Consider the following 20674-nt stretch of genomic DNA (forward strand, 5'->3'; position numbering starts at 1 on the left):
CGCGTCAGTCCCAGACGAAGAGCCACTTGATGCCCTTGCCGAGCCCGTAGAACACCCAGCCCAGGGGCCCGGGGCTCACCGGTCGCTTGAAGTCCAGGAACACCGAGGACAGGGTGATGTTGCCCTCCAGTCCCTCCAGGTGCGCCTTGACGGTCTCGTATTCGAGGGTGATGCGCTCCAACTCCTTCTCCACCTTGAGCGTGTCCTCGACGGTGACCGCGCGCTGGAGCAGCTCCAGGTAGCGCTCGCGGATGCGTGTCAGGTTGTCCAGGCGCACCTTGAGGTCGCGGTGCGCGTCCGTCACGTCCTCGGCGGAGACACTCTTGCTCGCCACCGTGCCCAGCGCGGGCACCGCGGCCAGGAAGCCCTCCAACTGTTCGGCCGGAATGCGCACCAGGACGGTCTCCGTCATCACCTGTTGGGCATAGCCCCCGTGGGTCTTCGCCAGCGCGGTGGCTCGCGCGGGCCCCTTCTCCGGCTCGTCGCACTCCACCTGCAGGGAGGCGCGATGGATGATGGACCGCCCCTCGATGGCCGCGCCCGGGGCACCTCCCCGCGCCGACAGGCCGTCGCTGACCTCCGCCCGCGCGTGCGGTCGAGAGGTGGAGCACGCCAGGAGCGCGAGGACGGGGACGAGGAGGAGCGGGCGCACGGAGTTCCTTGGGAAAAGAGGACAGTCGCGAACTTCCTCAGGACGCCCCCGCGCTTTTCCGCGTTCCATCCTCCGGCATCAGGGGCCCCGATGAAGAGGGCCCCTGAGCGGAACCTCACGACGACTGCTAGGAGACGCGGGCGACGGGGGCTGGCTGCACGCCATCGCCCTCGTAGTAGATGCTCGCGCACCCCTTCTCGTAGACGACGAGCACGCGATCACTCTGGCCCAGCAGGTCGGAGGCTTTCTCCGTGGCCTTGCGGACCAAGGTGTCGAACTTCGCCGAGCTCTGGCTCTGCTTGCTGCTGGCCCGGACTGTCACGACTGGCATGCGGTGTCCCGCTCCTTGGTGCCCCATGGTGGGCGGCTCCAGGCAAGGCCCGGCTCCGTACCCATCCGCAGGTAACCAACGCGTCATAGCCAACCCAACACTTCGTTGACAAGCGCTCCGCTCCGTGGCGGGAAGAGGGTTCCTATGCACCGCAAGCTCTTCGTCCTGCTGGTTTTTACGCTGGGTCTTGTTTCCACCGCCCAGGCCCAGTCCAAGTCCCGGTCGAAACGCGAGCACGTCTCGCCCACGCCCGCCTGGTTGCCTCGAGGCGTCGTCCTGGGCGCCTCGCTCCGGGATGAGCTGCTCACCTCCCGTCTGAAGGTGCAGTGGCAGTGGGCCTTCTTCCAGGACCGCAAGGACGCCTTCGTCTTCCTGGTCGAAGGTGGGTTGGGGTGGGGCACCGCGATGCCGAACCCGGTGGTGGGCAAGCCCGAGACGCTCCTGGGCTCGTACTACGAGCACACCGCCCAGGTGGGCGTGGGCTACCGCAACCACCTGCCCAACAGCCTGCACTGGGGGTTCCAGGTGACGGGCGGGCCCGTCTTCTATGGCGCCCACTTCGACGGCGGCGCGCCTCCGGACAAGCACACCGTGGGTATCATCGAGGGCCGCATCCAGGTGGGCTACCAGTTCGAGCAGATGGCCGCGGGCTTCACCGTGGGCTACGGCGAGCCCTTCGGACTCAAGCGGCGCTACCTGGGCCGGAGCTTCGTGGGCGGCCCCATGGTCGGGTTGTTCGTGGATTGGCGGTAAAGTCCGCGTAGACTGGGTTTCGCGGGAATCTCCCCCTCCCGCGCCCCTCGTATGCCCGAGCTGCTGAGCGCCCATGTTTCGCGGTACCTGCGCAACCGGGGCGACCTCGAGCGGCAGTTGCCGCCCGGGCTGCTCGTCTTCTCGCCTTCGCCGCCGCCCGAGAGCCTGTCGGAGCAGGAGGAGTACCGGTTGAAGACGGTGACGAACGCGGGGCCGCCGACGCTGGGGGCGAACGAGCCGGTGGTGTTTCCGGTGGTGAAGTCCCGGACGAACGCCTTCGGGCGGGGAATCACGGTGGGCCGCACGGGCAACAACGACGTGGTGCTGGATGACGGCAGCGTGTCGCGCTTCCACGCCTGGTTCGCCCGCGACGAAGCCCAGGCGGGCATCCTCTTGACGGATGCCGGCTCGAAGAATGGCTCATGGCTCGGCGGGGTTCGGCTCGCCCCTCGCAAGCCCGTCCTCCTGGAGGACGGTGTCCGGTTGCGCTTCGGACAGGTGGAGCTGGCGTTCTACACGGCAAGCGGCTTTGTCCGGATGCTCGCGATTCGGATGGCTCCCTGAGCCTTGCCACGTCTCCAGCGGCCTGCATAACGTGCGGAGTCGCCTACAGTCACACACGGGAGTGTTCGCGGTGGCCTTGACCACAGAAGCCTTCGGACTGACCGACGTCGGCCGCAAGCGGCAGCACAACGAAGACGCGATGCTGGTGGACGTGTCACTCGGCCTGTACGTGGTGGCCGACGGCATGGGTGGGCACGCGGCGGGTGAGGTCGCCAGCAATCGGGCCACCGAGGTGGTCAAGCAGCACATCACCTCGAACCGGCATCTGCTGAAAGACCTGGGTAACAACCCCACGGCGGATAGTCGGTCCGCGGCGGCGGCGCTGGTGGAAGTGGCCGTGCAGCGCGCGTGCGCGGACATCTACCGCACGGCGATGACGGACTCGACCAAGCGGGGCATGGGGACGACCTTCGTGTGCCTGGCGGTGGGAGGCAACAAGGCCGTCATCGGCCACGTGGGCGACAGCCGCGTCTATCTGGTGAGACATGGTCAGTGTCACCGGCTGACGGAGGACCACACGCTGGTCGCCGCGCAGCTCAAGGCCGGCACCATCACCAAGGAGCAGGCGGCCACGTCGCAGTACCGCAACGTGATTACGCGCGCGGTGGGCATCCAGGAGTCGGTCCAGGTGGACACGCTCATCGTGGACCTGGTGCCCGGCGACATGTTCATCCTCTGTTCGGACGGCCTGCATGGCTACGTCGAGGACGAGGAGATGCTGCCGTTGGTGTCGGGGCTCCAGCCGGGGGACCTGCCCAAGCGGCTCATCGACGTCGCGAACGAGCGCGGCGGCAAGGACAACATCACCGCGGTGGTGGTGAAGGTGGCCGGCGACAGCGCGGCCATGGCGAACGAGGAGACGAGCGAAGCGCAGTCGCGCATGGAGGCGCTGCGCAAGATTCCGCTCTTCCGTCACCTCACGTACAAGGAGCAGACGGCGGTGCTGTCCATCGCCACCACGCGCACGTATCCCGCGGGCCGCGAAATCGTGGTGGAGGGACAGCCGGGCGAGGAGCTGTTCGTCGTCATCCGGGGCCGGGTGGCGATTGAAAAGAACGGCGTGGAGATCGCCGAGCTGCGCTCCGGTGGGCACTTCGGAGAGATGGGGCTCATCGACAACGCGCCGCGCTCGGCGACGGTGCGAGCGACGGAGCCCACCCGGACCATGGTCATCTCCCGTCCGGACTTGATGGGCTTGATGAAGCGCGAGTCCATCCTCGCGGTGAAGATGCTTTGGAGCTTCGTGCAGGTGCTGAGCGACCGGTTGCGCGCGACCAACTCGGAGTTGAGCGAGGCCCGACAGGAGCTCGCCGTGGCGCAGGCCATCCAGCCCTTCGCGGAAGAGTGAGGGGGCGCGCACATGAGCGAGCGAACGCGTCGTGCCCCTATTGCTTCGTCCCGTTCACGTCAGACCCGCCACGTACCTTCCCGCCAAACCGTGGTGGGAGGTCGCATGGCGAGGGCGGTGGGGCGGGACGTGATGGTGCGGTTGATCGGCGAGGTCGCGGAGCTCCGGGAGGAGATGAAGACCACGCGAACCCATACGCGCATCATGTCGTCGGGGATGAGCTACGCGCTGACGAGCCTGGGGTCCATGCGCGAGAACATGGGCGCGATGCAGGTCAACATGGGCGTCATGCGCGAGAACATGGGCGTGATGCAGTCCAACATGGACGCCATGCGGCAGAACATGGACGCCATGCGGCAGAACATGGACGTCATGTGGCAGAGCATGGACGTCACGCGGCAGAACATGGACGTCATGTGGCGGAACATGGATTCCTTCCGCTCGAATGCGGATGTCATGATGACGCACGTGGAGTCGGTGGTGGGCGAGCTTCGCGCCCTGTCTGGCGGACTCCAGCGAATGGATGCTCACGCTGGCCGCATGGCCCGGCTGCTCGGCTCGCTGGCGGATTCGACGAACGCGCGCTTCGAGCAGGTGGAGAAGCGCCTGACCGCGCTCGAGGACGACGAGAAGCACTGACGGGCGCATGACGGTGTCGTCCCGGTGGCAACGCAGGCCACCGGGTGGGAACGCGTCATGGGGGGAGCGTCCGGGAGACGACGAGGTCCGGAATTTCCGGTGGGAATCACCCGTTCCGGGCCCGGCCGCGGGCTAAGGTCCGAGAGACGTGCGCATGCGCAACTGGATTCTCATAGGGGTGATGTCAGCCCTGGTGGTGGCCGGGGCCGCCTGGCTCTGGTCCCATTCCGAGAGCGGACCTGGGAGTACTTCGTCCACCGCGTCCCCGCATTCCACGCCGAAGTCGCTGCCCGAGTTCTCCGCGGTGGAGGTCTCCTCGGGAGGCCAGGAGGGGCTGGCGCTCACCGGCCGCGTGCTGGACTCGGCCGGCAAGCCCGTGTCGGGCGCGGAGGTCTTCCTCGCGGCCAGCGCCGAGCGGACGCTGGTCGACGTGCGCTGCGATGAGTGCGACCAGGCCCTCTTGTCCTGCCCCGCGCGCGAGTCCACGCTGCACACGCTCGCCTTCTTCGAACAACAGCGGGGCTTCCTCAGTCCTCGCGCCACGGTGCTCACGGATGCGGAAGGACGCTTCCGGTTCGAGCACCTCGTGGGTGTGTCCTTCTCCGTGTGGGCCCGCGCCTCGGGCCTGGGGGTGGCACTGAGGGACAGGGCCGCCCCGGGAGACCCGGTGGAGCTGTACCTGCCGCCCTTGCGCTCCATTCGCGGCCAGGTGGTGGACGATGCGGGGCAGCCGCTCCTGGGCGCTCGCGTGCACGCCGTCTCCCGCCGCGTGCCGCTGCCCTTCGAGGCGGAGTCCGGCGCGGAAGGTGTCTTCTCCCTGGAGGGACTCGGCGAGGGCCCGTTCTATGTGCTGGCCATGGCGGAGGGATATCTGCCCGCCGTGGAGGCTCACGTCGAGGCCGGGCCCCAGCCGGTGCGGTTGCAGTTGACGCCCGCGCGCACGCTGGAGGTCCGAGTCATGCGACAGGGCAAGCCCGCCGCCGCGACGGTGCGCCTGCGTGCCGACCATCTCTCGCGTGAGCTGCGCACCGAAGGCGAGGTGGTGCGCTTCACCGGGCTGTATCCGGATGAGCTGGTGGTGACGGCGGAGGCCCCGGGGTTGGGCTCGGCCCCGCGGACGCTGACGCTCGATGCGCGCGTGACGCAGGTGACGCTGGAGCTGGAAGAGGCGGGCAAGCTGCTCGTCACCGTGGTGGATGAGGCTGGCCAGCCCGTGCCCGCTCCGGAGCTGATGCTGCGCACCGCGCGGGGTGAACTGGTCCGCCGCGAGCGCGCCGCCACGGGCGCCCTGGTGGAACTGGGACCGCTGGCTGTCGGTGAGTACCTGCTGGAGGGCAAGGCGGAGGGCTTCCGCGACACGCAGCTCCCCGCGCGCGTGGGCAAGGGCGAGACGACGCTGGAGTTGGAGCTGGAGCGCGCCACGCTCATCACCGGACGGGTGTTGGACGAATACGGCCGCCCCGCGCCCCGCGTGTCCGTGCTGGTGCAGCCCACGGGCGCGACGGTGCTGGCGGACGGGGAAGGGCACTTCTCCGCGCAGGTGCCCACGCCGGGCCTGTACGAACTGCACGCGCACCACTCGGAGTGGGGCGGTGGTCAGGTGAAGGTGACGGCGCCGGCCTCGGGCGTCGAGCTTCCGCTGGAGCCACACGCCGCGCTGGAGGTGACGGTGTCGTCCGGTGGTCGCCGCGTCGAGGGCGCGGACGTGGTGCTGTGGGTGGACCAGGAAGGCATCTTCCGGAGCGACAGGCCCTCCGGTCCGGACGGCGTCGTGCCCATGCGCGGGCTTCCGGAAGGGACGTACTCGATGGTGGCTTCGCATCCGGACTACCAGCCCTCCGAGCGGCGGCAGGTGACGGTGGCGGATGGCCAGACGCTCAAGCTGGAGGCGGAGCTGAAGCCCGGCGCGCCCCTGACGGGCGACGTGGTGGACATGCAAGGCGAGCCCGTGGCCGGGGCCTCGTTGTCGGTGGTGCCACGCGGCGCGGAGCCCGTCATGAGCGACGCTCGGGGACACTTCGAGTTCCGCTCGCTGCGCCCGGACCGGGGCTACCGCCTGGAGGTGAAGCACTCCGGTTATGACCAGACGGAGCGCGCGGAGGGCAAGGCGGGCGGGCCGCCGGTCAAGGTCGTGCTCAAGAAGCGCGATGTCTTCCGGGGACGCGTCGTCGGGGATGACGGCGCGCCGGTGCGTCGCTTCCGGATGGACGAGCATCAGGTGGACAGCCCGGACGGCCGCTTCGAACTGGCGCTGCCCACGGCGGGTGACCGCGTCATCGTCGCGGTGGACGCCTCCGGCTACGAGCCGCTGATGGTGGACCGTCCCGCGTCACCCGAGCTGGGAGACCTGGTGCTGGAGAAGCTGCCGAGCATCAGTGGCCTGGTGCGCGACGCGAGCGGCGGACCAGTGGCGGACGCGGTGGTGTCCTGCGAGGTGTGCGACGAGTCGGTGCTGTCGGGGCCGGACGGCCGCTTCACGCTGGCGAGTCCCCCATATGTCGCGCGCTACACCGTGTCCGCGCGCAAGGGCCGGTTGAGCGCGACCCAGGCGGTGGAGCGAGGGAGTCGCGCGGCGCTGGAGCTGACGTTGAAGCAGGCCACCCGCCTGAGTGGCCGCGTGTTCCGCACGGGAGGCCAGCCTGCCGCGGGCATCGAGGTCGAGGCGGTGAATGGCGACCGCGGCGAGCCGCTCACCATCGTCACCGGACCGGACGGCGGGTACTCCGTGGAGGTGGCGCCGGGCAGCTACCGGTTCATGCTGGGCTCGGCACGCGAGTATTCGGGGGAGCCGGCGCTGGTGGTCCAGGTGGGCGGCGCGGAGATGCACCTGGACCTGGGGCCCTCGCCCGGGAGCGCGTCGCTCACGGTGCAGCTCAAGCCCGAGCGGGGCAAGGCGCTCTGGGTGGTGGCGGGAGAGGTCCCCGTGTCGACCAACCCGCCCGCGCAGGAGCTGATGCGCTCGCGGTGGGCGCACCTCGTCTACCAGCCGCGCTCCGAGCAGGTCGTCGTGTCGGGCCTGCCGCCCGGGCGCTACACCGTGGTGTGGGGCGCGTTCCATGTGGAGACGCCTGGAGGCCCGGAGGTGCGCGTGGTGGATGTGCCCTCGAGCGGCGAGTTGACGCTGGGGCGTTGAGGCGGCGGCGCCTGGCGCGCGGCTTCGGTTGCGAGCCGACGGGCGGGCGCATTAGGAAGCCGCATGGACGTATCGGCACTGAAGGGCCGTCGCATCGTCGTCGGCGTCGCGGGTGGCATCGCCGCGTACAAGGCCTGCGAGCTGGTGCGCGAGCTGGGACGGGCGGGCGCCGAGGTGCGGGTGGCCATGACGGAGTCCGCTCGCCAGTTCGTCACCCCACTGACCTTCCAGGCGCTCAGCGGGCATCCGGTGCTCACCGACTATTTCGACCCCTCGCAGGAGGGGAACTTCGGGCACCTGGACCTGGCGCGCTGGGCGGAGGCCTTCGTGGTGGCCCCGGCCACCGCGGACCTGCTGGCGCGGGTGCGCGCGGGCATGGCCAACGACGCGGTGACGACGTCGCTCTTGGCCTTCCGGGGGCCCGTGGTGCTGGCCCCGGCGATGAACGTGGCGATGTGGGACAACGCGATGACGCAGGAGAACGTCGCCGCGTTGCTGGCGCACTCGCGCTTCACCTTCGTCGGTCCTGGCGCGGGGCTGCTGGCCTGCGGTGACGTGGGCGAGGGACGACTGGCGGACGTGCCGGCCATCGTCGCGGGAGTGGCCGCGCGCTTCGCCCCGGGGCCGCTGGCGGGCAAGCGGGTGTTGCTGACGGCGGGCCCCACGCGCGAGTTCCTGGACCCGGTGCGGTTCATCTCCAACCCCTCCACGGGGAAGATGGGCATGGCGCTGGCACAGGCGGCGCGCTCGCTGGGGGCCACCGTGACGGTGGTGCTGGGCCCGGTGGGCTCGGTGGACCGCACGGGCCTGGAGGTGGTGGACGTCGTGTCCGCGGAGGAGATGGCGCGCGAAGTCCTGGGGCGGGTGGGGGACGTCGACGTGTTCATCGCCACGGCGGCGGTGAGCGACTGGCGCCCGGAGTCGCGGGCCGCGCAGAAGGTGAAGAAAGGCTCGGTCTCCGGTCCGGAGACGCTGAAGCTGGTGCGCACGCCGGATGTGCTGGCGGAGGCCTCGAAGAAGGTGTCGGGACAGGCCCGTCGCCCGCTGTTGGTGGGCTTCGCCGCGGAGACGGAGCGGGTGCTGGAGCACGCACGCGAGAAGCTGGAGCGCAAGGGGCTGGACGCGATTGTCGCCAACGACGTCACGGCGCCGGGCGCGGGGTTTGGCACCGACACCAACCGGGTGACGGTGTTGACGCGTGCCGGCTCGCCCAGGGAGCTTCAGGGGACCAAGGACGCGGTGGCTCGGAGCATCCTGGAGTTGCTGCTGCCGGAGCGCCCCCCCGCGAACGGCTGAGCCTGGGCGAAGCCCGTCCATCCCGCTGGAATCCCCGCGCGACAGGGGTGTGACGCGATGTGTGGGCCTGACCCGGTGGGGACGGGTGGGCTCACCATGGGGATGGGCGGATGGCCCCCACCGACGACCGCTTCCTTGCGCTTGGTCTCGCTGTCCGATACCGATCCAGCACCGTGAACGACGACTCGCCCGATGTCTCGCAGGAACTGAGCGCCGTGCTCGAGGACGTGCGCCGCCACCTGCTCTGGCAGGAGGACGGCGCGGGTCGGATGCTGATGATCGACGCCAAGGCGGCGGCCGAGCTCCAGCGTCTCGCCCCGTCCTTGCGCTCGCGGTTCACCCGGCCCGGTGGCGCGGCCGAGCCCACGGCTGCTTCCCCCGAGCGCCGACTGGGGCCCTCGCAGGGCGCACCGCCTCCCCTGGCCGAGCGCCGCTCCGACTCCTCGCAGTCGCCGCCCGTGACGACGCCTCCCGCCGCTCCCTCGCTGGCCGAGCGGCGCCCCGCGCTCACGCAGGCGACTCCCGCGACGCCTCCTGTCGGCGCGCCGCCTCCCATGGCCGAGCGCCGCGCGGGTCCGCCAGCGGGTCCGCTCGATTCGAGCCGCGCGACGCCTTCGGGGCCGATGGCTCGTCCGCCGACCGAGGCCCCCGCGGCGCCGCTCGCGCCGCTGTCCCGGCCCGCCGCTCCCGCATCCACTGGCATGTTGCTCGACGTGCCCCGGTCGTCTCCGGGTGGAACCACCGCGCTGCCGGGCAGTGTGGACGGTGAGCGGCCGACGCTGGACCAGGTGCGTCGCGAGCTGGGGGACTGCCGGCGCTGCAAGCTGTGCACGGGTCGCAAGAACATCGTGTTCGGCACGGGCAACCCGCGCGCGGAGCTGGTCTTCGTGGGCGAGGGGCCCGGTGAGAACGAGGACCTGCAGGGTGTCCCCTTCGTGGGCGCCGCGGGTGACCTCTTGACGAAGATGATTGAAGCGATGGGCTTCCGTCGCGACGACATCTACATCTGCAACGTCGTGAAGTGCCGGCCCCCGGGCAACCGCAATCCAGAGCCGGACGAGATCGCGGCGTGCGAGCCGTTCCTCCGGGCGCAGCTCGCGGCCATCCAGCCCAAGGTCGTCGTGGCGCTGGGCAAGTTCGCCGCGCAGACGTTGCTGCGCGATTCCACGCCCATCACCCGGATGAGGGGTGCCTGGCGCGTTTATGAGGGCATTCAGCTGATGCCCACCTTCCACCCCGCGTACCTGCTCCGCAATCCGGCGGAGAAGCGCAAGGCGTGGGAGGACCTGCAAGCCGTGATGAAGATCTTCGGCAAGAACCCGGGCTCGCGCGCATAGCGGAGCACGGAGAGGGGAGACTCGGATGAAAGGGTTGCTGGAAACGCGCGAGGTGCAGTCGCCCGCGTTGGAGTCCAATCCGTTGGGCGACCCGGCCCGACGCCGGCTCACCGTGTACCTGCCGCCGGGTCATAGCGAGGGAGACCGTCGCTTCCCGGCCGTGTACTTCCTGCATGCGTTCGGCAGCGGCGGAGGAAGCTGGACGAATTCCTCGGGCTTCGCGCCCTCCGTGCCGGAGCGACTGGATGCGCTCATCGAGTCCGGCGCGGTGCCGCCCGTCATCGGAGTGTTCCCCGACGGCTGGACGTCCCTGGGCGGCAGCCAGTGGATCAACAGCGACGCCATCGGCCGCTATCGGGACTACCTGGCCAAGGACATCGTCGGCTTCGTGGACCGCACCTTCCGCACGCTGCCCAAGGCGGCGTCGCGTGCGGTGCTGGGACACAGCTCGGGCGGGTACGGCGCGCTGGTGATGGGCCGCTACCACCCCGAGATTTTCTCGCACCTGGGCGCGCACTCGGCGGACTCGTATTTCGAGTACTGCTACCTGCCGGACCTGCCGAAGGCGGCGAACGTGCTGCTCAAGGCGGGTGGCATCGAGGCGTGGCAGGGCGAGTTCCGCCAGCGCGTGCGCGAGACGAAGATGCGCGGCGATGACTTTCCGGTGGTGAACACGCTGGCGATGGCGGCGGCGTACTCGCCGAAGAAGGGTGAGCCGCTCAACCTGGAGCTTCCCTTCGATATGCAGACGGGCCGGCTGAAGCTCGACGTGTGGAACCGCTGGCTGGTGCAGGACCCGGTGCGCTTCGTGCCCAAGTTCCTGGATGCCTACAAGAAGCTCAAGACGGTCTATCTGGACTGCGGCACCCGCGACGAGTTCAACCTGCGCTGGGGCACGCGCATGCTGGCGGACGACCTCAAGAACGCCGGCGTGGAGCTGGTGCACGAGGAGTTCGAGGACGGCCACTCCGGCGTGAGCTATCGCTTCGAGCGCTCGTTGTCGGTGCTGCTGCCGAAGCTCGCGACGGAGTAGCGAGGAGGGCGCGGCATCGGTCCAGGGTGGCCCCCAAGGCGGACCTGGGGGCCCGGGACTGATTGCCGCGCGACGTCATCCCCCGGAAGCGTGACGTGGCGCTGGCCATGCCCCCGGGGGAGCGGGTAGAGGCAGAGCGCCCGCGCGCCACGGTGGCTGGGGTGGTGGGCGTGGATGACCTTCAGGGAGATGGGAACATGAGCAACGACCTCTACGGGCTGTCTCGCGTCGTCGGAGAGAAGGGCGTGCTGCCGCAGCGTGCGCGGAAGCTGGACCCCTCGCTGCCGTGCCGCGACTCGGAGGTGCTCATCGACGTGGAGAGCCTCAACATCGACGCGGCGTCCTTCAAGCAGATCAAGGGCGAGGTGGGGGGCGACGCCACGCGCATCGGCGAGCGCATCCAGGAGATCGTCCGGGAGCGGGGGAAGATGCAGAACCCCGTCACGGGCTCGGGCGGCATGCTGATTGGCCGGGTGAAGGAGATTGGCGCGAAGCACCCGGCGAAGGGGCAGCTCCAGATAGGAGACCGCATCGCCACCCTGGTCAGCCTGACGCTGACGCCGCTGGTGATTGACGAGGTGAAGGCCGTCCACGTGGACATCGACCGGGTGGACATCCGAGGGCACGCGCTGCTCTTCGCCAGTGGCATCTTCGCGAAGCTCCCGTCGGACATGCCGGACACGCTGGCGCTGGCGGCGCTGGACGTGTGTGGCGCGCCCGCGCTGGTGGCTCGGTACGTGCGTCCGGGCATGACGGTGGCGGTGCTGGGCGCGGGCAAGAGCGGGGCGCTGTGTCTGGCGCAGGCGCGGCGCAACCTGGAGAGCCGGGGCAAGCTCATCGCGCTGGACGTGTCGCAGCCCGCGCTGGACATGTTGTCGGCCATTGGCCTGTGTGACGTGGCGCTGAAGGTGGATGCCACCCAGGGCGTGGACGTGATGGAGGCGGTGAGCCAGGCCACGGACGGGCAGCTCTGCGACCTGGTGGTGAACTGCGCCAGCGTGGGCAACACGGAGATGGCCACCATCCTCTCGGTGAAGGACGGCGGCACGGCCATCTTCTTCTCCATGGCCACCAGCTTCACCACGGCGGCGCTCGGTGCCGAGGGCGTGGGCAAGGACGTCACCATGCTGGTGGGCAACGGCTACGTGCCCGGCCACGCCTCGCTGACGCTGGCGCTGCTGCGCACGGAGCCGGAGCTGCTCCAGCTCTTCGCCACGCGGTACGTCTGAGCGAAGCGGGCGCTTCCGCCCGCGCTACCTCGCGGCGGAGGAGTCGCTCGGGGCCACGGGCGCGGGAGCGACGGGGGCCTGGGGCTCGGTCTGGGTGCGCGCCCAGTCGTCGACGCTCCGGCCGCTCGCGTCGCGAGCCTCGGGTGACGCGCCCTTCTCGCGGAGCTGGTCGACGACCTCCTGTCGTCCGAAGAGCGACGCGAACATCAGCGCCGTCTGGCCCAGGCTGTTGGCCTGGTCCACGGCGCAGGGCTGCTGGTTCAGCAGCGTGACGACGTCGCGGTAGCCCTTGAAGGCCGCGCCCATCAGTGCGGTGTTGCCGCGCTTGTCTCCCGCGCACGCATCCGCGCCGGCGGCGAGCAGCGCGCGCACGGTGTCCAGGTGGCCGTGGTACGCCGCGAGGATGAGCGGCGAGAAGCCTCTCGAGTCTCGCGCCTCCACGGGCGTGCCGGCCTTCAGCAATCCCGTGACGATCTCCGTATCGCCGACACGCGAGGCGGCGAGCAGGTAGTTCTCCGCCTCGCTCGTGGCCAGGAGGCGCCCCTGGGGCGCGGGCTCCGCGCGCAAGGAGAACCAGGCGGCGGTCAGCACCGCGCACACCAGCACCAGCAGGCCGAGGGCTCCGAGCAGCAACTTGCGAAACATGGTCGTCCTCCAGACGAAGTCGGCGGGAGAAGTCCGGGGCACGGGGGCGCGAGCTGGCCCATGCCCTGGTCTCCTCAAGAGGGGAGGGCCCCGGCGACACGCTGGCGCCGGGACCCGAGTGAAACACCGCGAGCGTCAGCGCGTGGCGAGGGGAGCCACGGCGGCCTTGGCGTCGTCCACCTTCACGCCCACCGCGTTGGCCAGCTTCGTGCCGTACTCCGGGTTGGCGACGTAGAAGTGGCCGACCATGCGCGCCTTCACGCGGGCGTCGCGCACCTGGCCCAGGTCCGCGGCCAGGTTCTTCACCAGCCGGTCCTTCGCGGCGGCGTCGAGCGCCACGTAGAAGACGCCCGCCTGGGAGAAGTTGTCCGTCTTCTCGATGGGCTGCTGCTGCGTGGTGCCGGACAGCGGGGCGCGCGAGAAGAGGTCGGCGGGGGACTCCTGCGACTCACGGGCGATGCTCGGCTCGTAGTTCACGTCCGACTTCGTGTTGGCGAAGTTCATCCCGCCAGCCTGGTTGTTGCTGTTCACCGAGGCGCGCGAGCGGTTGATGGGCAGGGACTGGTAGTTGGCGCCCACGCGGTAGCGCTGCGTGTCCGCGTAGGAGAAGAGCCGGCCCTGGAGGAGGCGGTCCTCGGAGGGCTCGATGCCGGAGGGCTGCACGCCGGGGGAGAACGCGGCCTGCTCGGTCTCCTCGAAGAAGTTGTCCGGCATCTTGTTGAGGATGAACTTGCCCAGCTTGACGGAGGGCACCTTGTCCTCCGGCCAGATCTTCGTCGGGTCCAACGGGTTGAACGCGAAGCCGTCCAGGTCCTTGGGGTCCAGCACCTGCGCGGACAGCTCCCACGCGGGGAACTTGCCCGCGCCAATGGACGCGTACAGGTCGGAGGTGGCGTGCTGGTGGTCCTCGCCCGCGGTGCGCGCGGCCTCCTCGGAGGTCAGGCTCTTGATGCCCTGCTGCGAGGCCCAGTTGAACTTGACGTAGCGGTACTCGCCCTTGGCGTTGACGAACTTGAAGGCGTGGACGCCGTGTCCGTTCATCTGGCGGTAGTTCGCCGGGATTCCGATGTCCGAGTACAGCTGCGTCAGCATGTGCGTGGACTCGGGGATGTGGGAGAAGAAGTCGAAGAAGCGGTTCGGGTCCTGCTTGTTGTTGATGGGCGACGGCTTCAGCGAGTGCACCATGTCCGGGAACTTGATGGCGTCGCGGATGAAGAAGATGGGCAGGTTGTTGCCCACCAGGTCCCAGTTGCCCTCGTCCGTGTAGAACTTGAGCGCGAAGCCGCGAGGATCCCGCAGCGTCTCCGGCGAGCCGGACGGATGGATGACGGTGGAGAAGCGGACGAACATGGGCGTCTTCTTCCCCTTGCTGGAGAAGACGGACGCGCGCGTCAGGTTGGAGAAGTTGCCATAGCTCTCGAAGACACCGTAGGCGCCCGTGCCACGCGCGTGGACGACGCGCTCGGGAATGCGCTCACGGTCGAACCGGGCCAGCTTCTCGATGAGGTGGAAGTCCTCCAGCAGGATGCCGCCGCGCGGGCCGGCCGTCTTGGAGCTCTGATTGGTGCCCACGGCGGCACCGGTGTCCGTGGTGAGGGGCGGCGGATTGGCGGCGAAGGCCGGAACACTGAGCAGCGCGGCCGTCAGCAACAGGGAACGGGTTTTCATGCGAAGTCTCCTCTCGGGGGATGAGGCGCCCCGCTCCAGAGCACGCGCCGTGCCGTTCCTTGGAATCCAATAACTCCAACGGGTTGCCGTGTCGCCAATCGCGGCGCTCACCGGCATATCGGTGGAAACACCGCCGGCTCGGTGGGGTGGATCACCGTTTTTTCGGTGCGGACGTTTCCCAACCGATAATGCGGTGCGGCAGCGCGTTCGGGTATGCTTCGGCGCTTCCTGTAGGCGTTCGGGCGGGTAAGGTGCGCCCATGCCAGGCCCGTTCATTGACGACGCGCAGATTGCGCATGCGCGCACTCTGGCGGAGGAGATCGTCAACCCGATCTTCGACCTCATCCGCCGCAACACCACTGTATCGATTGAGCGCACCGTGTTGCGCTTCTTCGGAATCTCCGGGGCAGGCGCGCGAGGGGTGCCGCTCGCCAACCTGATGGTCGACAAGCTCAAGGCCGCCGGGGTGCTCAACCGGGGCGCCGCCTATTGGTATGGCCGGGCGCTCCACCTGGGCGCCAAGAGCCCGCTGGAGGCCGTGGAGCGGCTGACGGCGCTGCCGACGGACAAGCTCGGTCCGCTGTCTCCGGAAGTCGAGCAGAACCTCCGTGCCGAGGTCCGCGCCGAGGCCCGCTCCGCGCTGGAGGACATGAAGTCCCGCCTCGCCGCGCGCGATGCGCTCCGCCAGCAGTTCCCCATGTCGCCGGCGCCGCACAAGTACGTCATCGTCGCCACCGGCAACATCTACGACGACGTGGACCAGGCTCGGGCCGCGGCCCAGGCGGGCGCGGACGTCATCGCCGTCATCCGCTCCACCGCGCAGTCCCTGTTGGACTACGTGCCTCACGGCGCGACGACGGAGGGCTACGGCGGCACGTACGCCACCCAGGAGAACTTCCGCATCATGCGCGAGGCCCTGGATGAGGAGAGCATCAAGCTCAAGCGCTACATCCAGCTCACCAACTACTCGTCCGGCCTGTGCATGTCGGAGATCGCCTTCTGCGCGGCCTACGAGAAGCTGGACATGCTGCTCAACGACGCGATGTACGGAATCCTCTTCCGTGACATCAACATGCGGCGCACGTTCATCGACCAGTACTTCAGCCGCCGCATCTGCGCGCTCGCCGGCATCATCATCAACACCGGCGAGGACAACTACATCACCACGGCGGACGCGTTCGACGCGGCGCACACCGTCATCGCCAGCCAGTTCATCAACGAGTGCTTCGCCAAGCGCGCGGGCCTCAAGGACTGGCAGCTGGGCATCGGCCACTCGTACGAAATCGACCCGTACCGGGACGACACGCTCCTGTTGGAGTTGTCGCAGGCGATGCTGGTGCGCCGCTGCTTCCCGGACGCGCCGCTGAAGTACATGCCGCCCACCAAGCACAAGGAGACGGACATCTTCTTCAGCCACGCGTACGACGTGATGGCGGACCTGGTGGCCATCTGGACGAAGCAGGGCATCCAACTGCTCGGCATGATGACGGAGGCCATGCACACGCCGCTGCTCGCGGACCGGTTCGTGGCGCTCAAGTCCGCCAACTACATCCACCGCGCGGCGCGGGGCATCGACGAGGAGTTCACCGTCCGCGAGGACGGGAAGATCGCCAACCGGGCCCGCGAGGTGTTCGGCCAGGCGATGAAGCTGCTCCAGGAGTGCCGCGACGAAGGCATGGTGGCGGCCATTGGCAAGGGTCACTTCGGCGACGTGAAGCGCGAGGAGACCGGCGGCAAGGGGTTGGACGGCGTGATGGAGAAGGCTCCCGATTACTTCAACCCGTTCCTGGAAATCCTGGAGGCAACATGATGCTCGGTACCATCCTGACCGTGGTGATGGCCGCTGGCGGTTCGGCGGACTCGCTGGCGCAGTTCCAGGTGAAGAACGTGGGCGTGCAGGTGCCCGCCGCGTGGAACCGCTCCGCCGAGGACGGGACGACGAAGTTCACCGCGCCCAGCGGCGACGCGTACTTCCTGGTGGACGTGGGCTCGGTGCAGACGGCGGGCATGAAGGCCCAGGTCTGCGTGGACAAGATTGTCGCCAGCATCGGCGGCGCCAACTGGGTGGCCCTCAAGGTGGGCGGGCAGCCGGCGGCGAAGCGGTTGGACTCGGACAATTCGACGAACGGCGGGGTGGTGGACACGGTGACGTACGTCGGGTGCGATGGGCGCACGACGTGGTCCGTCGTCTTCCACATGGAGCAGGCCAAGAAGGACCGCTTCGCCGCGCTGGCCGACAAGGTGGGCACCAGCGTGAAGATTCAGCGGGGCATGGGGAAATGAGCCGATGGTGAAGCCCAGCAAGCAGATCATCCGTCCCTACGGAGACCGTCGGGACGACGGCGTCGTGCAGCTCTCGTTCACGCTGCCGGTGCCCCTGTCGGAGAAGGCCAAGGAGGCCGCCGCCGTCTTCACGAAGAAGATGGGGTTCTCCGACGTCAAGGTCGCCGCGGCCGAGCGCGCCGCGGACAACTACACGTTCTTCATCGTGTACGCCCGCTCGGGCATGTACCTGGACTACGCCGAAATCGACGTGCCGGAAGTCGTCGTGAAGAAGATGTCCTTCGACGACCTCAACGCCTTCATCAAGGAGAAGGTCGGCCGTCGCATCGTCGTGTTCGGCGCGTGCACCGGCACGGACACGCACACGGTGGGAATCGACGCCATCCTGAACATGAAGGGCTACGCGGGCGACTACGGCCTGGAGCGCTACCCCGGGTTCGAGGCGTTCAACCTGGGCAGCCAGGTGCCCAACGAGGACCTCATCAAGAAGGCCCTGGCGAAGAACGCCGACGCCATCCTGGTGAGCCAGGTCGTCACGCAGCGCGACGTGCACAAGGACAACTCCCGGCACTTCATCGACGCGGCGAAGGCGGCGGGCATCCACGGCAAGGTGCAGCTCCTCCTGGGCGGCCCGCGCGTGGACCACAAGCTGGCGCTGGAGCTGGGCTTCGACGCCGGCTTCGGTCCCGGCACCAAGCCGTCCGACGTGGCCAACTACATCGTCCACGCGCTCCTGAAGAAGGAAGGCAAGGAGCCGAAGGACGCCCACTACCAGGGAGAGCCGACGTGAGCACTGGGACGAAGGCCATCATCCGCCTGCGCATGAGCAGTCACGATGCGCACTACGGCGGCAACCTGGTGGACGGGGCGCGGATGCTCGGCCTGTTCGGCGACGTGGCCACGGAGCTGTGCATCCGGGCGGACGGCGACGAGGGGCTGTTCCGCGCGTACGACTCGGTGGAGTTCCTGGCCCCGGTGTACGCGGGGGACTTCATCGAGGCGGAGGGCGAAATCATCAGCGCGGGCAACACGTCGCGGAAGATGCGCTTCGAGGCCCGCAAGGTCATCCGGCCCCGCACGGATGTGAATGATTCGGCGGCGGACCTGTTGCCGGAGCCCATCGTCGTGTGCCGTGCTTCGGGCACCTGCGTGGTTCCCAAGGACAAGCAGCGAGGCCAGCGATGAGCACTCCCATGGTCATCACCGCGGCGATGGTCGGCGCGGAGACGACGCGCGAGCAGACGCCGCACCTGCCCATCACCGCCGATGAAATCGCGGAAGACGCCGTGCGCTGTCGCGAGGCCGGCGCGGCGATGGTGCACCTGCACGTGCGCACCGCGGACGGCAAGCCGTCCCAGGACGCGGAGCTGTTCCGGGCCGCCATCCGCGCCATCCGCAAGCGCACCGATGTCCTCATCCAGACGTCCACCGGTGGCGCGGTGGGCATGACGGTGGACCAGCGCTGTGGTCCGCTGACGCTCACGGGAGAGGACAGGCCGGACATGGCCACGCTCACCACGGGCACGGTGAACTTCGGCGAAGAGGTGTTCTGGAACCCGCGTCCCCTGGTGCGGGACATCGCGAAGCGCATCCGCGCGCTGGGCCTCCGGCCGGAGCTGGAGTGCTTCGACGTGGGCATGCTCGACGAGGCCCGCTATCTGGCGAAGGAGGGCCTGGTGGACCTGCCGGCGCACTTCGACTTCGTGCTCGGCGTGCCGGGTACGCTGCAGGCGCGGCCGGAGGTGCTGGACTTCATGATTGCCTCGCTGCCGGAGGGGAGCACCTGGACGGTGGCCGCGGTGGGCCGTCACCAGCTCCCGTTCGTGGACGAGGCGGCGAAGCGCGGCGGCAACGCGCGGGTGGGTCTGGAGGACAACATCTACGTGTCCAAGGGCGTGCTCGCGAAGGGCAACTGGGAGCTGGTGGCCGAGGCCGCCAAACGGGCTCGGGCCCACGGCCGCGAGCCAGCCACGCCGGAGCAGGCGCGCAAGCTGCTGCGCCTGAGCTGATGCACTCCGACGCCGACGCGCTCTTGCCGCGTCGGCGTCTTCTTTTCCATGTCAGCAATCACGGGCCCCTCGCGTCGGCAGCCGCCGGACGCCACCCGTCTGCCCGGATTCCGGCGCGACGGGGCCCCAAGTCTTCCGAGGAGCCATCTGAATGGACACGGAGCTGAAGGGCAAAGGCATCCTGGTGACGGGCGGCGCGGGAGGTATCGGCACCGCGCTCGTCCGAGCGTTCTCCGAAGAAGGCGCGAAGGTGGCGGTGCACTACCGCTCCCGCGAAGCCCAGGCGCGAGCGCTTGCGCAAGAAGTGGGCGGCGCGGCGGTGGGCGCGGACCTGACGGTGGAGGCGGAGGTGGATGCCCTCGTGCCCGCGTCGGTGGCCGCGCTGGGCCGGCTGGACGTGCTGGTGTGCAACGCGGGCGTGTGGCCCGCCCCGGATGAGCCTGTCTGGCAGATGTCGCTGGAGCGCTGGCGTCGGACGCTCGCGGAGAACCTGGACAGCGTCTTCCTGTGTTGCCGTGCGTTCCTCCGGCACGTGTCCACCACGGGCGTGGGCAACATCGTCATCATCAGCTCCACGGCGGGCCTGTTCGGCGAGGCCGGGCACTCCGACTACGCGGCGGCGAAGGGCGCGCTGGCGAACGGCTTCGTGCGCAGCCTGAAGAACGAGCTGGGCCGCATCGCCCCGCTGGGCCGGGTCAACGTGGTGTGCCCCGGCTGGACGGCGGTGGACCGCAACCGCTCCAAGCTGGAGGGCGAGGGGTTCGTGAAGCGGGTGACGCGCACCATGCCGCTGCGCAAGGTGGGCCAGCCCGAGGATGTCGCGCGCGTGGTGGTGACGCTCGCATCGGATCGCATCTCCGGCCACGTGACGGGTGAGGTCATCACCGTGGCGGGAGGCATGGAAGGAAGGGTGCTTCATGACGACTGAGTCGATGGACGTGCGGAAATACAACCGCGAGGCGTGGGACCGGCAGGTGTCGGTGGGAGACAGGTGGACTGTTCCGGTGACGCCGGAGGTCATCGCCGCGGCGAGGCGCGGGGAGTGGAGCATCGTGCTCACGCCCACCAAGCCGGTGCCGCGCGAGTGGTTCGGTGAAGTCGCTGGAAAGCGGGTGCTGTGCCTGGCGGGTGCGGGCGGACAGCAGGCGCCCGTGCTGGCGGCGGCGGGCGCGAGGGTGACGGTGCTGGACAACTCGCCCGCGCAGTTGGGGCAGGACCGCAAGGTGGCGGAGCGGGAGGGCCTGGAGCTGCGGCTGGTGGAGGGGGACATGAAGGACCTCTCCGTGTTCGAGGACGGCGGCTTCGACCTCATCTTCCACCCGTGCTCCAACGCCTTCGTGGATGACGTACGGCCCGTCTGGCGAGAGGCCTTCCGCGTGTTGCGCCCAGGCGGAGTGCTCCTGTCGGGCATCAGCAATCCGGTCATCTTCCTGTTCGACCCGGACCTCCAGGAGCAGGGGGTGATGCAGCTCAAGTACAAGATGCCGTACTCGGACTTCACCAGCCTCACGGACGCCGAGCGCCGCCGGTACACCGACAAGGGTGAGCCCCTCTGCGTGGGACACTCGCTCCAGGACCAGTTGGGCGGACAGCTCGACGCGGGCTTCCTCCTGGCGGGCCTGTTCGAGGACCGGCACGTCGCGGGCGACAAGCTCTCCGAGCACTTCGACGGCTTCATCGCCACCCGCGCCGTGAAGCCGGGCGCGCCCTGAGCATGTAGGGGTGGTGACTGGACGGAGGGCGGGCAGGCGGTA

General features: G+C 69.1%; 20 protein-coding genes. 16 read left to right on the forward strand and 4 right to left on the reverse strand.

The genetic code is table 11. From position 1 onward, the window contains the following. Nucleotides 1–4 precede the first annotated feature (4 nt). Nucleotides 5–652, reverse strand: coding sequence for a DUF4349 domain-containing protein (locus G4D83_RS09620; protein WP_163864407.1), 648 nt, complete (start codon nt 650–652; stop codon nt 5–7). A 127-nt stretch (nt 653–779) separates the two neighbouring features. Further along, complete coding sequence (locus G4D83_RS09625; protein ID WP_163864408.1) at nt 780–983, reverse strand: hypothetical protein; 204 nt, start codon at nt 981–983, stop codon at nt 780–782. A gap of 144 nt (nt 984–1127) precedes the next feature. Between G4D83_RS09625 and G4D83_RS09630 the strand changes: the two genes are divergently transcribed. The 9 genes from G4D83_RS09630 to kdd all read left to right on the forward strand — a co-directional run bounded on the left by G4D83_RS09630 (nt 1128) and on the right by kdd (nt 12315). Continuing rightward, the gene (locus G4D83_RS09630) at nt 1128–1736 is read left to right on the forward strand and encodes a hypothetical protein (protein WP_163864409.1); all 609 of its coding nucleotides are present in this window, start codon (nt 1128–1130) and stop codon (nt 1734–1736) included. A gap of 51 nt (nt 1737–1787) precedes the next feature. Continuing rightward, on the forward strand, nt 1788–2300 hold the full coding sequence (locus G4D83_RS09635) for an FHA domain-containing protein (protein ID WP_163864410.1): 513 nt from the start codon (nt 1788–1790) through the stop codon (nt 2298–2300). Between the two features lie 61 nt (nt 2301–2361). Further along, complete coding sequence (locus tag G4D83_RS09640; protein ID WP_163864411.1) at nt 2362–3648, forward strand: Stp1/IreP family PP2C-type Ser/Thr phosphatase; 1287 nt, start codon at nt 2362–2364, stop codon at nt 3646–3648. A 105-nt stretch (nt 3649–3753) separates the two neighbouring features. After that, entirely contained in the window at nt 3754–4287 is a 534-nt protein-coding gene (locus tag G4D83_RS09645) for a hypothetical protein (RefSeq protein ID WP_240356234.1), read from the forward strand. A gap of 154 nt (nt 4288–4441) precedes the next feature. Further along, entirely contained in the window at nt 4442–7420 is a 2979-nt protein-coding gene (locus tag G4D83_RS09650; protein WP_163864413.1) for a carboxypeptidase-like regulatory domain-containing protein, read from the forward strand. Between the two features lie 63 nt (nt 7421–7483). Further along, nucleotides 7484–8716, forward strand: coding sequence for a bifunctional phosphopantothenoylcysteine decarboxylase/phosphopantothenate--cysteine ligase CoaBC (gene coaBC / locus G4D83_RS09655; protein ID WP_163864414.1), 1233 nt, complete (start codon nt 7484–7486; stop codon nt 8714–8716). Between the two features lie 173 nt (nt 8717–8889). Further along, on the forward strand, nt 8890–10053 hold the full coding sequence (locus G4D83_RS45995; RefSeq protein ID WP_240356235.1) for a uracil-DNA glycosylase: 1164 nt from the start codon (nt 8890–8892) through the stop codon (nt 10051–10053). Nucleotides 10054–10078: 25 nt separating this feature from the next. After that, a complete protein-coding gene (locus G4D83_RS09665) occupies nt 10079–11086 on the forward strand; it encodes an alpha/beta hydrolase (protein WP_163864415.1) in 1008 nt (335 codons plus the stop codon). A 197-nt stretch (nt 11087–11283) separates the two neighbouring features. After that, the gene (gene kdd / locus G4D83_RS09670; RefSeq protein ID WP_163864731.1) at nt 11284–12315 is read left to right on the forward strand and encodes an L-erythro-3,5-diaminohexanoate dehydrogenase; all 1032 of its coding nucleotides are present in this window, start codon (nt 11284–11286) and stop codon (nt 12313–12315) included. Between the two features lie 24 nt (nt 12316–12339). On the opposite strand, the gene G4D83_RS09675 is transcribed toward kdd, so the two are convergent. Then, a complete protein-coding gene (locus G4D83_RS09675; RefSeq protein ID WP_163864416.1) occupies nt 12340–12960 on the reverse strand; it encodes an ankyrin repeat domain-containing protein in 621 nt (206 codons plus the stop codon). 135 nt (nt 12961–13095) lie between these two features. After that, the gene (locus tag G4D83_RS09680; protein ID WP_163864417.1) at nt 13096–14628 is read right to left on the reverse strand and encodes a catalase; all 1533 of its coding nucleotides are present in this window, start codon (nt 14626–14628) and stop codon (nt 13096–13098) included. A gap of 259 nt (nt 14629–14887) precedes the next feature. On the opposite strand from G4D83_RS09680, the gene kamD reads away from it, so the two are divergent. The 7 genes from kamD (at nt 14888) to G4D83_RS09715 (ending at nt 20632) form a co-directional block, all read left to right on the forward strand. After that, nucleotides 14888–16438 carry a lysine 5,6-aminomutase subunit alpha gene (kamD, locus tag G4D83_RS09685; RefSeq protein ID WP_163864418.1) on the forward strand — a complete coding sequence of 517 codons (1551 nt, stop codon included), beginning with the start codon at nt 14888–14890 and terminating at the stop codon, nt 16436–16438. Beyond that, entirely contained in the window at nt 16435–16911 is a 477-nt protein-coding gene (locus G4D83_RS09690; RefSeq protein WP_163864419.1) for a hypothetical protein, read from the forward strand. Before kamD ends, G4D83_RS09690 begins: the two co-directional genes overlap by 4 nt. Before the next feature lie 4 nt (nt 16912–16915). Beyond that, nucleotides 16916–17701, forward strand: coding sequence for a lysine 5,6-aminomutase subunit beta (gene kamE / locus G4D83_RS09695; RefSeq protein ID WP_163864420.1), 786 nt, complete (start codon nt 16916–16918; stop codon nt 17699–17701). Further along, nucleotides 17698–18096: a 3-aminobutyryl-CoA ammonia lyase gene (gene kal / locus G4D83_RS09700; RefSeq protein WP_205522603.1), complete on the forward strand. Its 399-nt coding sequence runs from the start codon at nt 17698–17700 to the stop codon at nt 18094–18096. The genes kamE and kal overlap by 4 nt, the downstream gene beginning before the upstream one ends. Then, nucleotides 18093–18920, forward strand: a complete 828-nt coding sequence (gene kce / locus G4D83_RS09705; RefSeq protein WP_163864421.1) for a 3-keto-5-aminohexanoate cleavage enzyme — start codon at nt 18093–18095, stop codon at nt 18918–18920. The genes kal and kce overlap by 4 nt, the downstream gene beginning before the upstream one ends. A 151-nt stretch (nt 18921–19071) precedes the next feature. Next, entirely contained in the window at nt 19072–19848 is a 777-nt protein-coding gene (locus tag G4D83_RS09710; RefSeq protein ID WP_163864422.1) for an SDR family NAD(P)-dependent oxidoreductase, read from the forward strand. Continuing rightward, nucleotides 19838–20632, forward strand: coding sequence for a class I SAM-dependent methyltransferase (locus tag G4D83_RS09715; protein WP_176437032.1), 795 nt, complete (start codon nt 19838–19840; stop codon nt 20630–20632). Before G4D83_RS09710 ends, G4D83_RS09715 begins: the two co-directional genes overlap by 11 nt. Nucleotides 20633–20674: the final 42 nt, after the last annotated feature.

This window comes from Myxococcus eversor (genome assembly GCF_010894455.1).
Lineage (GTDB): Bacteria > Myxococcota > Myxococcia > Myxococcales > Myxococcaceae > Myxococcus > Myxococcus eversor.

Coding starts and splice junctions, on each gene's coding strand:
- G4D83_RS09715 (WP_176437032.1), top strand. CDS start 19,838: ATGACGACTGAGTCGATGGACGTGCGGAAATACAACCGCGAGGCGTGG.
- kamE (WP_163864420.1), top strand. CDS start 16,916: ATGGTGAAGCCCAGCAAGCAGATCATCCGTCCCTACGGAGACCGTCGG.
- kce (WP_163864421.1), top strand. CDS start 18,093: ATGAGCACTCCCATGGTCATCACCGCGGCGATGGTCGGCGCGGAGACG.
- G4D83_RS09675 (WP_163864416.1), bottom strand. CDS start 12,960: ATGTTTCGCAAGTTGCTGCTCGGAGCCCTCGGCCTGCTGGTGCTGGTG.
- G4D83_RS09710 (WP_163864422.1), top strand. CDS start 19,072: ATGGACACGGAGCTGAAGGGCAAAGGCATCCTGGTGACGGGCGGCGCG.
- G4D83_RS09680 (WP_163864417.1), bottom strand. CDS start 14,628: ATGAAAACCCGTTCCCTGTTGCTGACGGCCGCGCTGCTCAGTGTTCCG.
- G4D83_RS09690 (WP_163864419.1), top strand. CDS start 16,435: ATGATGCTCGGTACCATCCTGACCGTGGTGATGGCCGCTGGCGGTTCG.
- G4D83_RS09650 (WP_163864413.1), top strand. CDS start 4,442: ATGCGCAACTGGATTCTCATAGGGGTGATGTCAGCCCTGGTGGTGGCC.
- coaBC (WP_163864414.1), top strand. CDS start 7,484: ATGGACGTATCGGCACTGAAGGGCCGTCGCATCGTCGTCGGCGTCGCG.
- G4D83_RS09665 (WP_163864415.1), top strand. CDS start 10,079: ATGAAAGGGTTGCTGGAAACGCGCGAGGTGCAGTCGCCCGCGTTGGAG.
- G4D83_RS09645 (WP_240356234.1), top strand. CDS start 3,754: ATGGCGAGGGCGGTGGGGCGGGACGTGATGGTGCGGTTGATCGGCGAG.
- G4D83_RS09635 (WP_163864410.1), top strand. CDS start 1,788: ATGCCCGAGCTGCTGAGCGCCCATGTTTCGCGGTACCTGCGCAACCGG.
- kamD (WP_163864418.1), top strand. CDS start 14,888: ATGCCAGGCCCGTTCATTGACGACGCGCAGATTGCGCATGCGCGCACT.
- G4D83_RS09630 (WP_163864409.1), top strand. CDS start 1,128: ATGCACCGCAAGCTCTTCGTCCTGCTGGTTTTTACGCTGGGTCTTGTT.
- kdd (WP_163864731.1), top strand. CDS start 11,284: ATGAGCAACGACCTCTACGGGCTGTCTCGCGTCGTCGGAGAGAAGGGC.
- G4D83_RS09625 (WP_163864408.1), bottom strand. CDS start 983: ATGCCAGTCGTGACAGTCCGGGCCAGCAGCAAGCAGAGCCAGAGCTCG.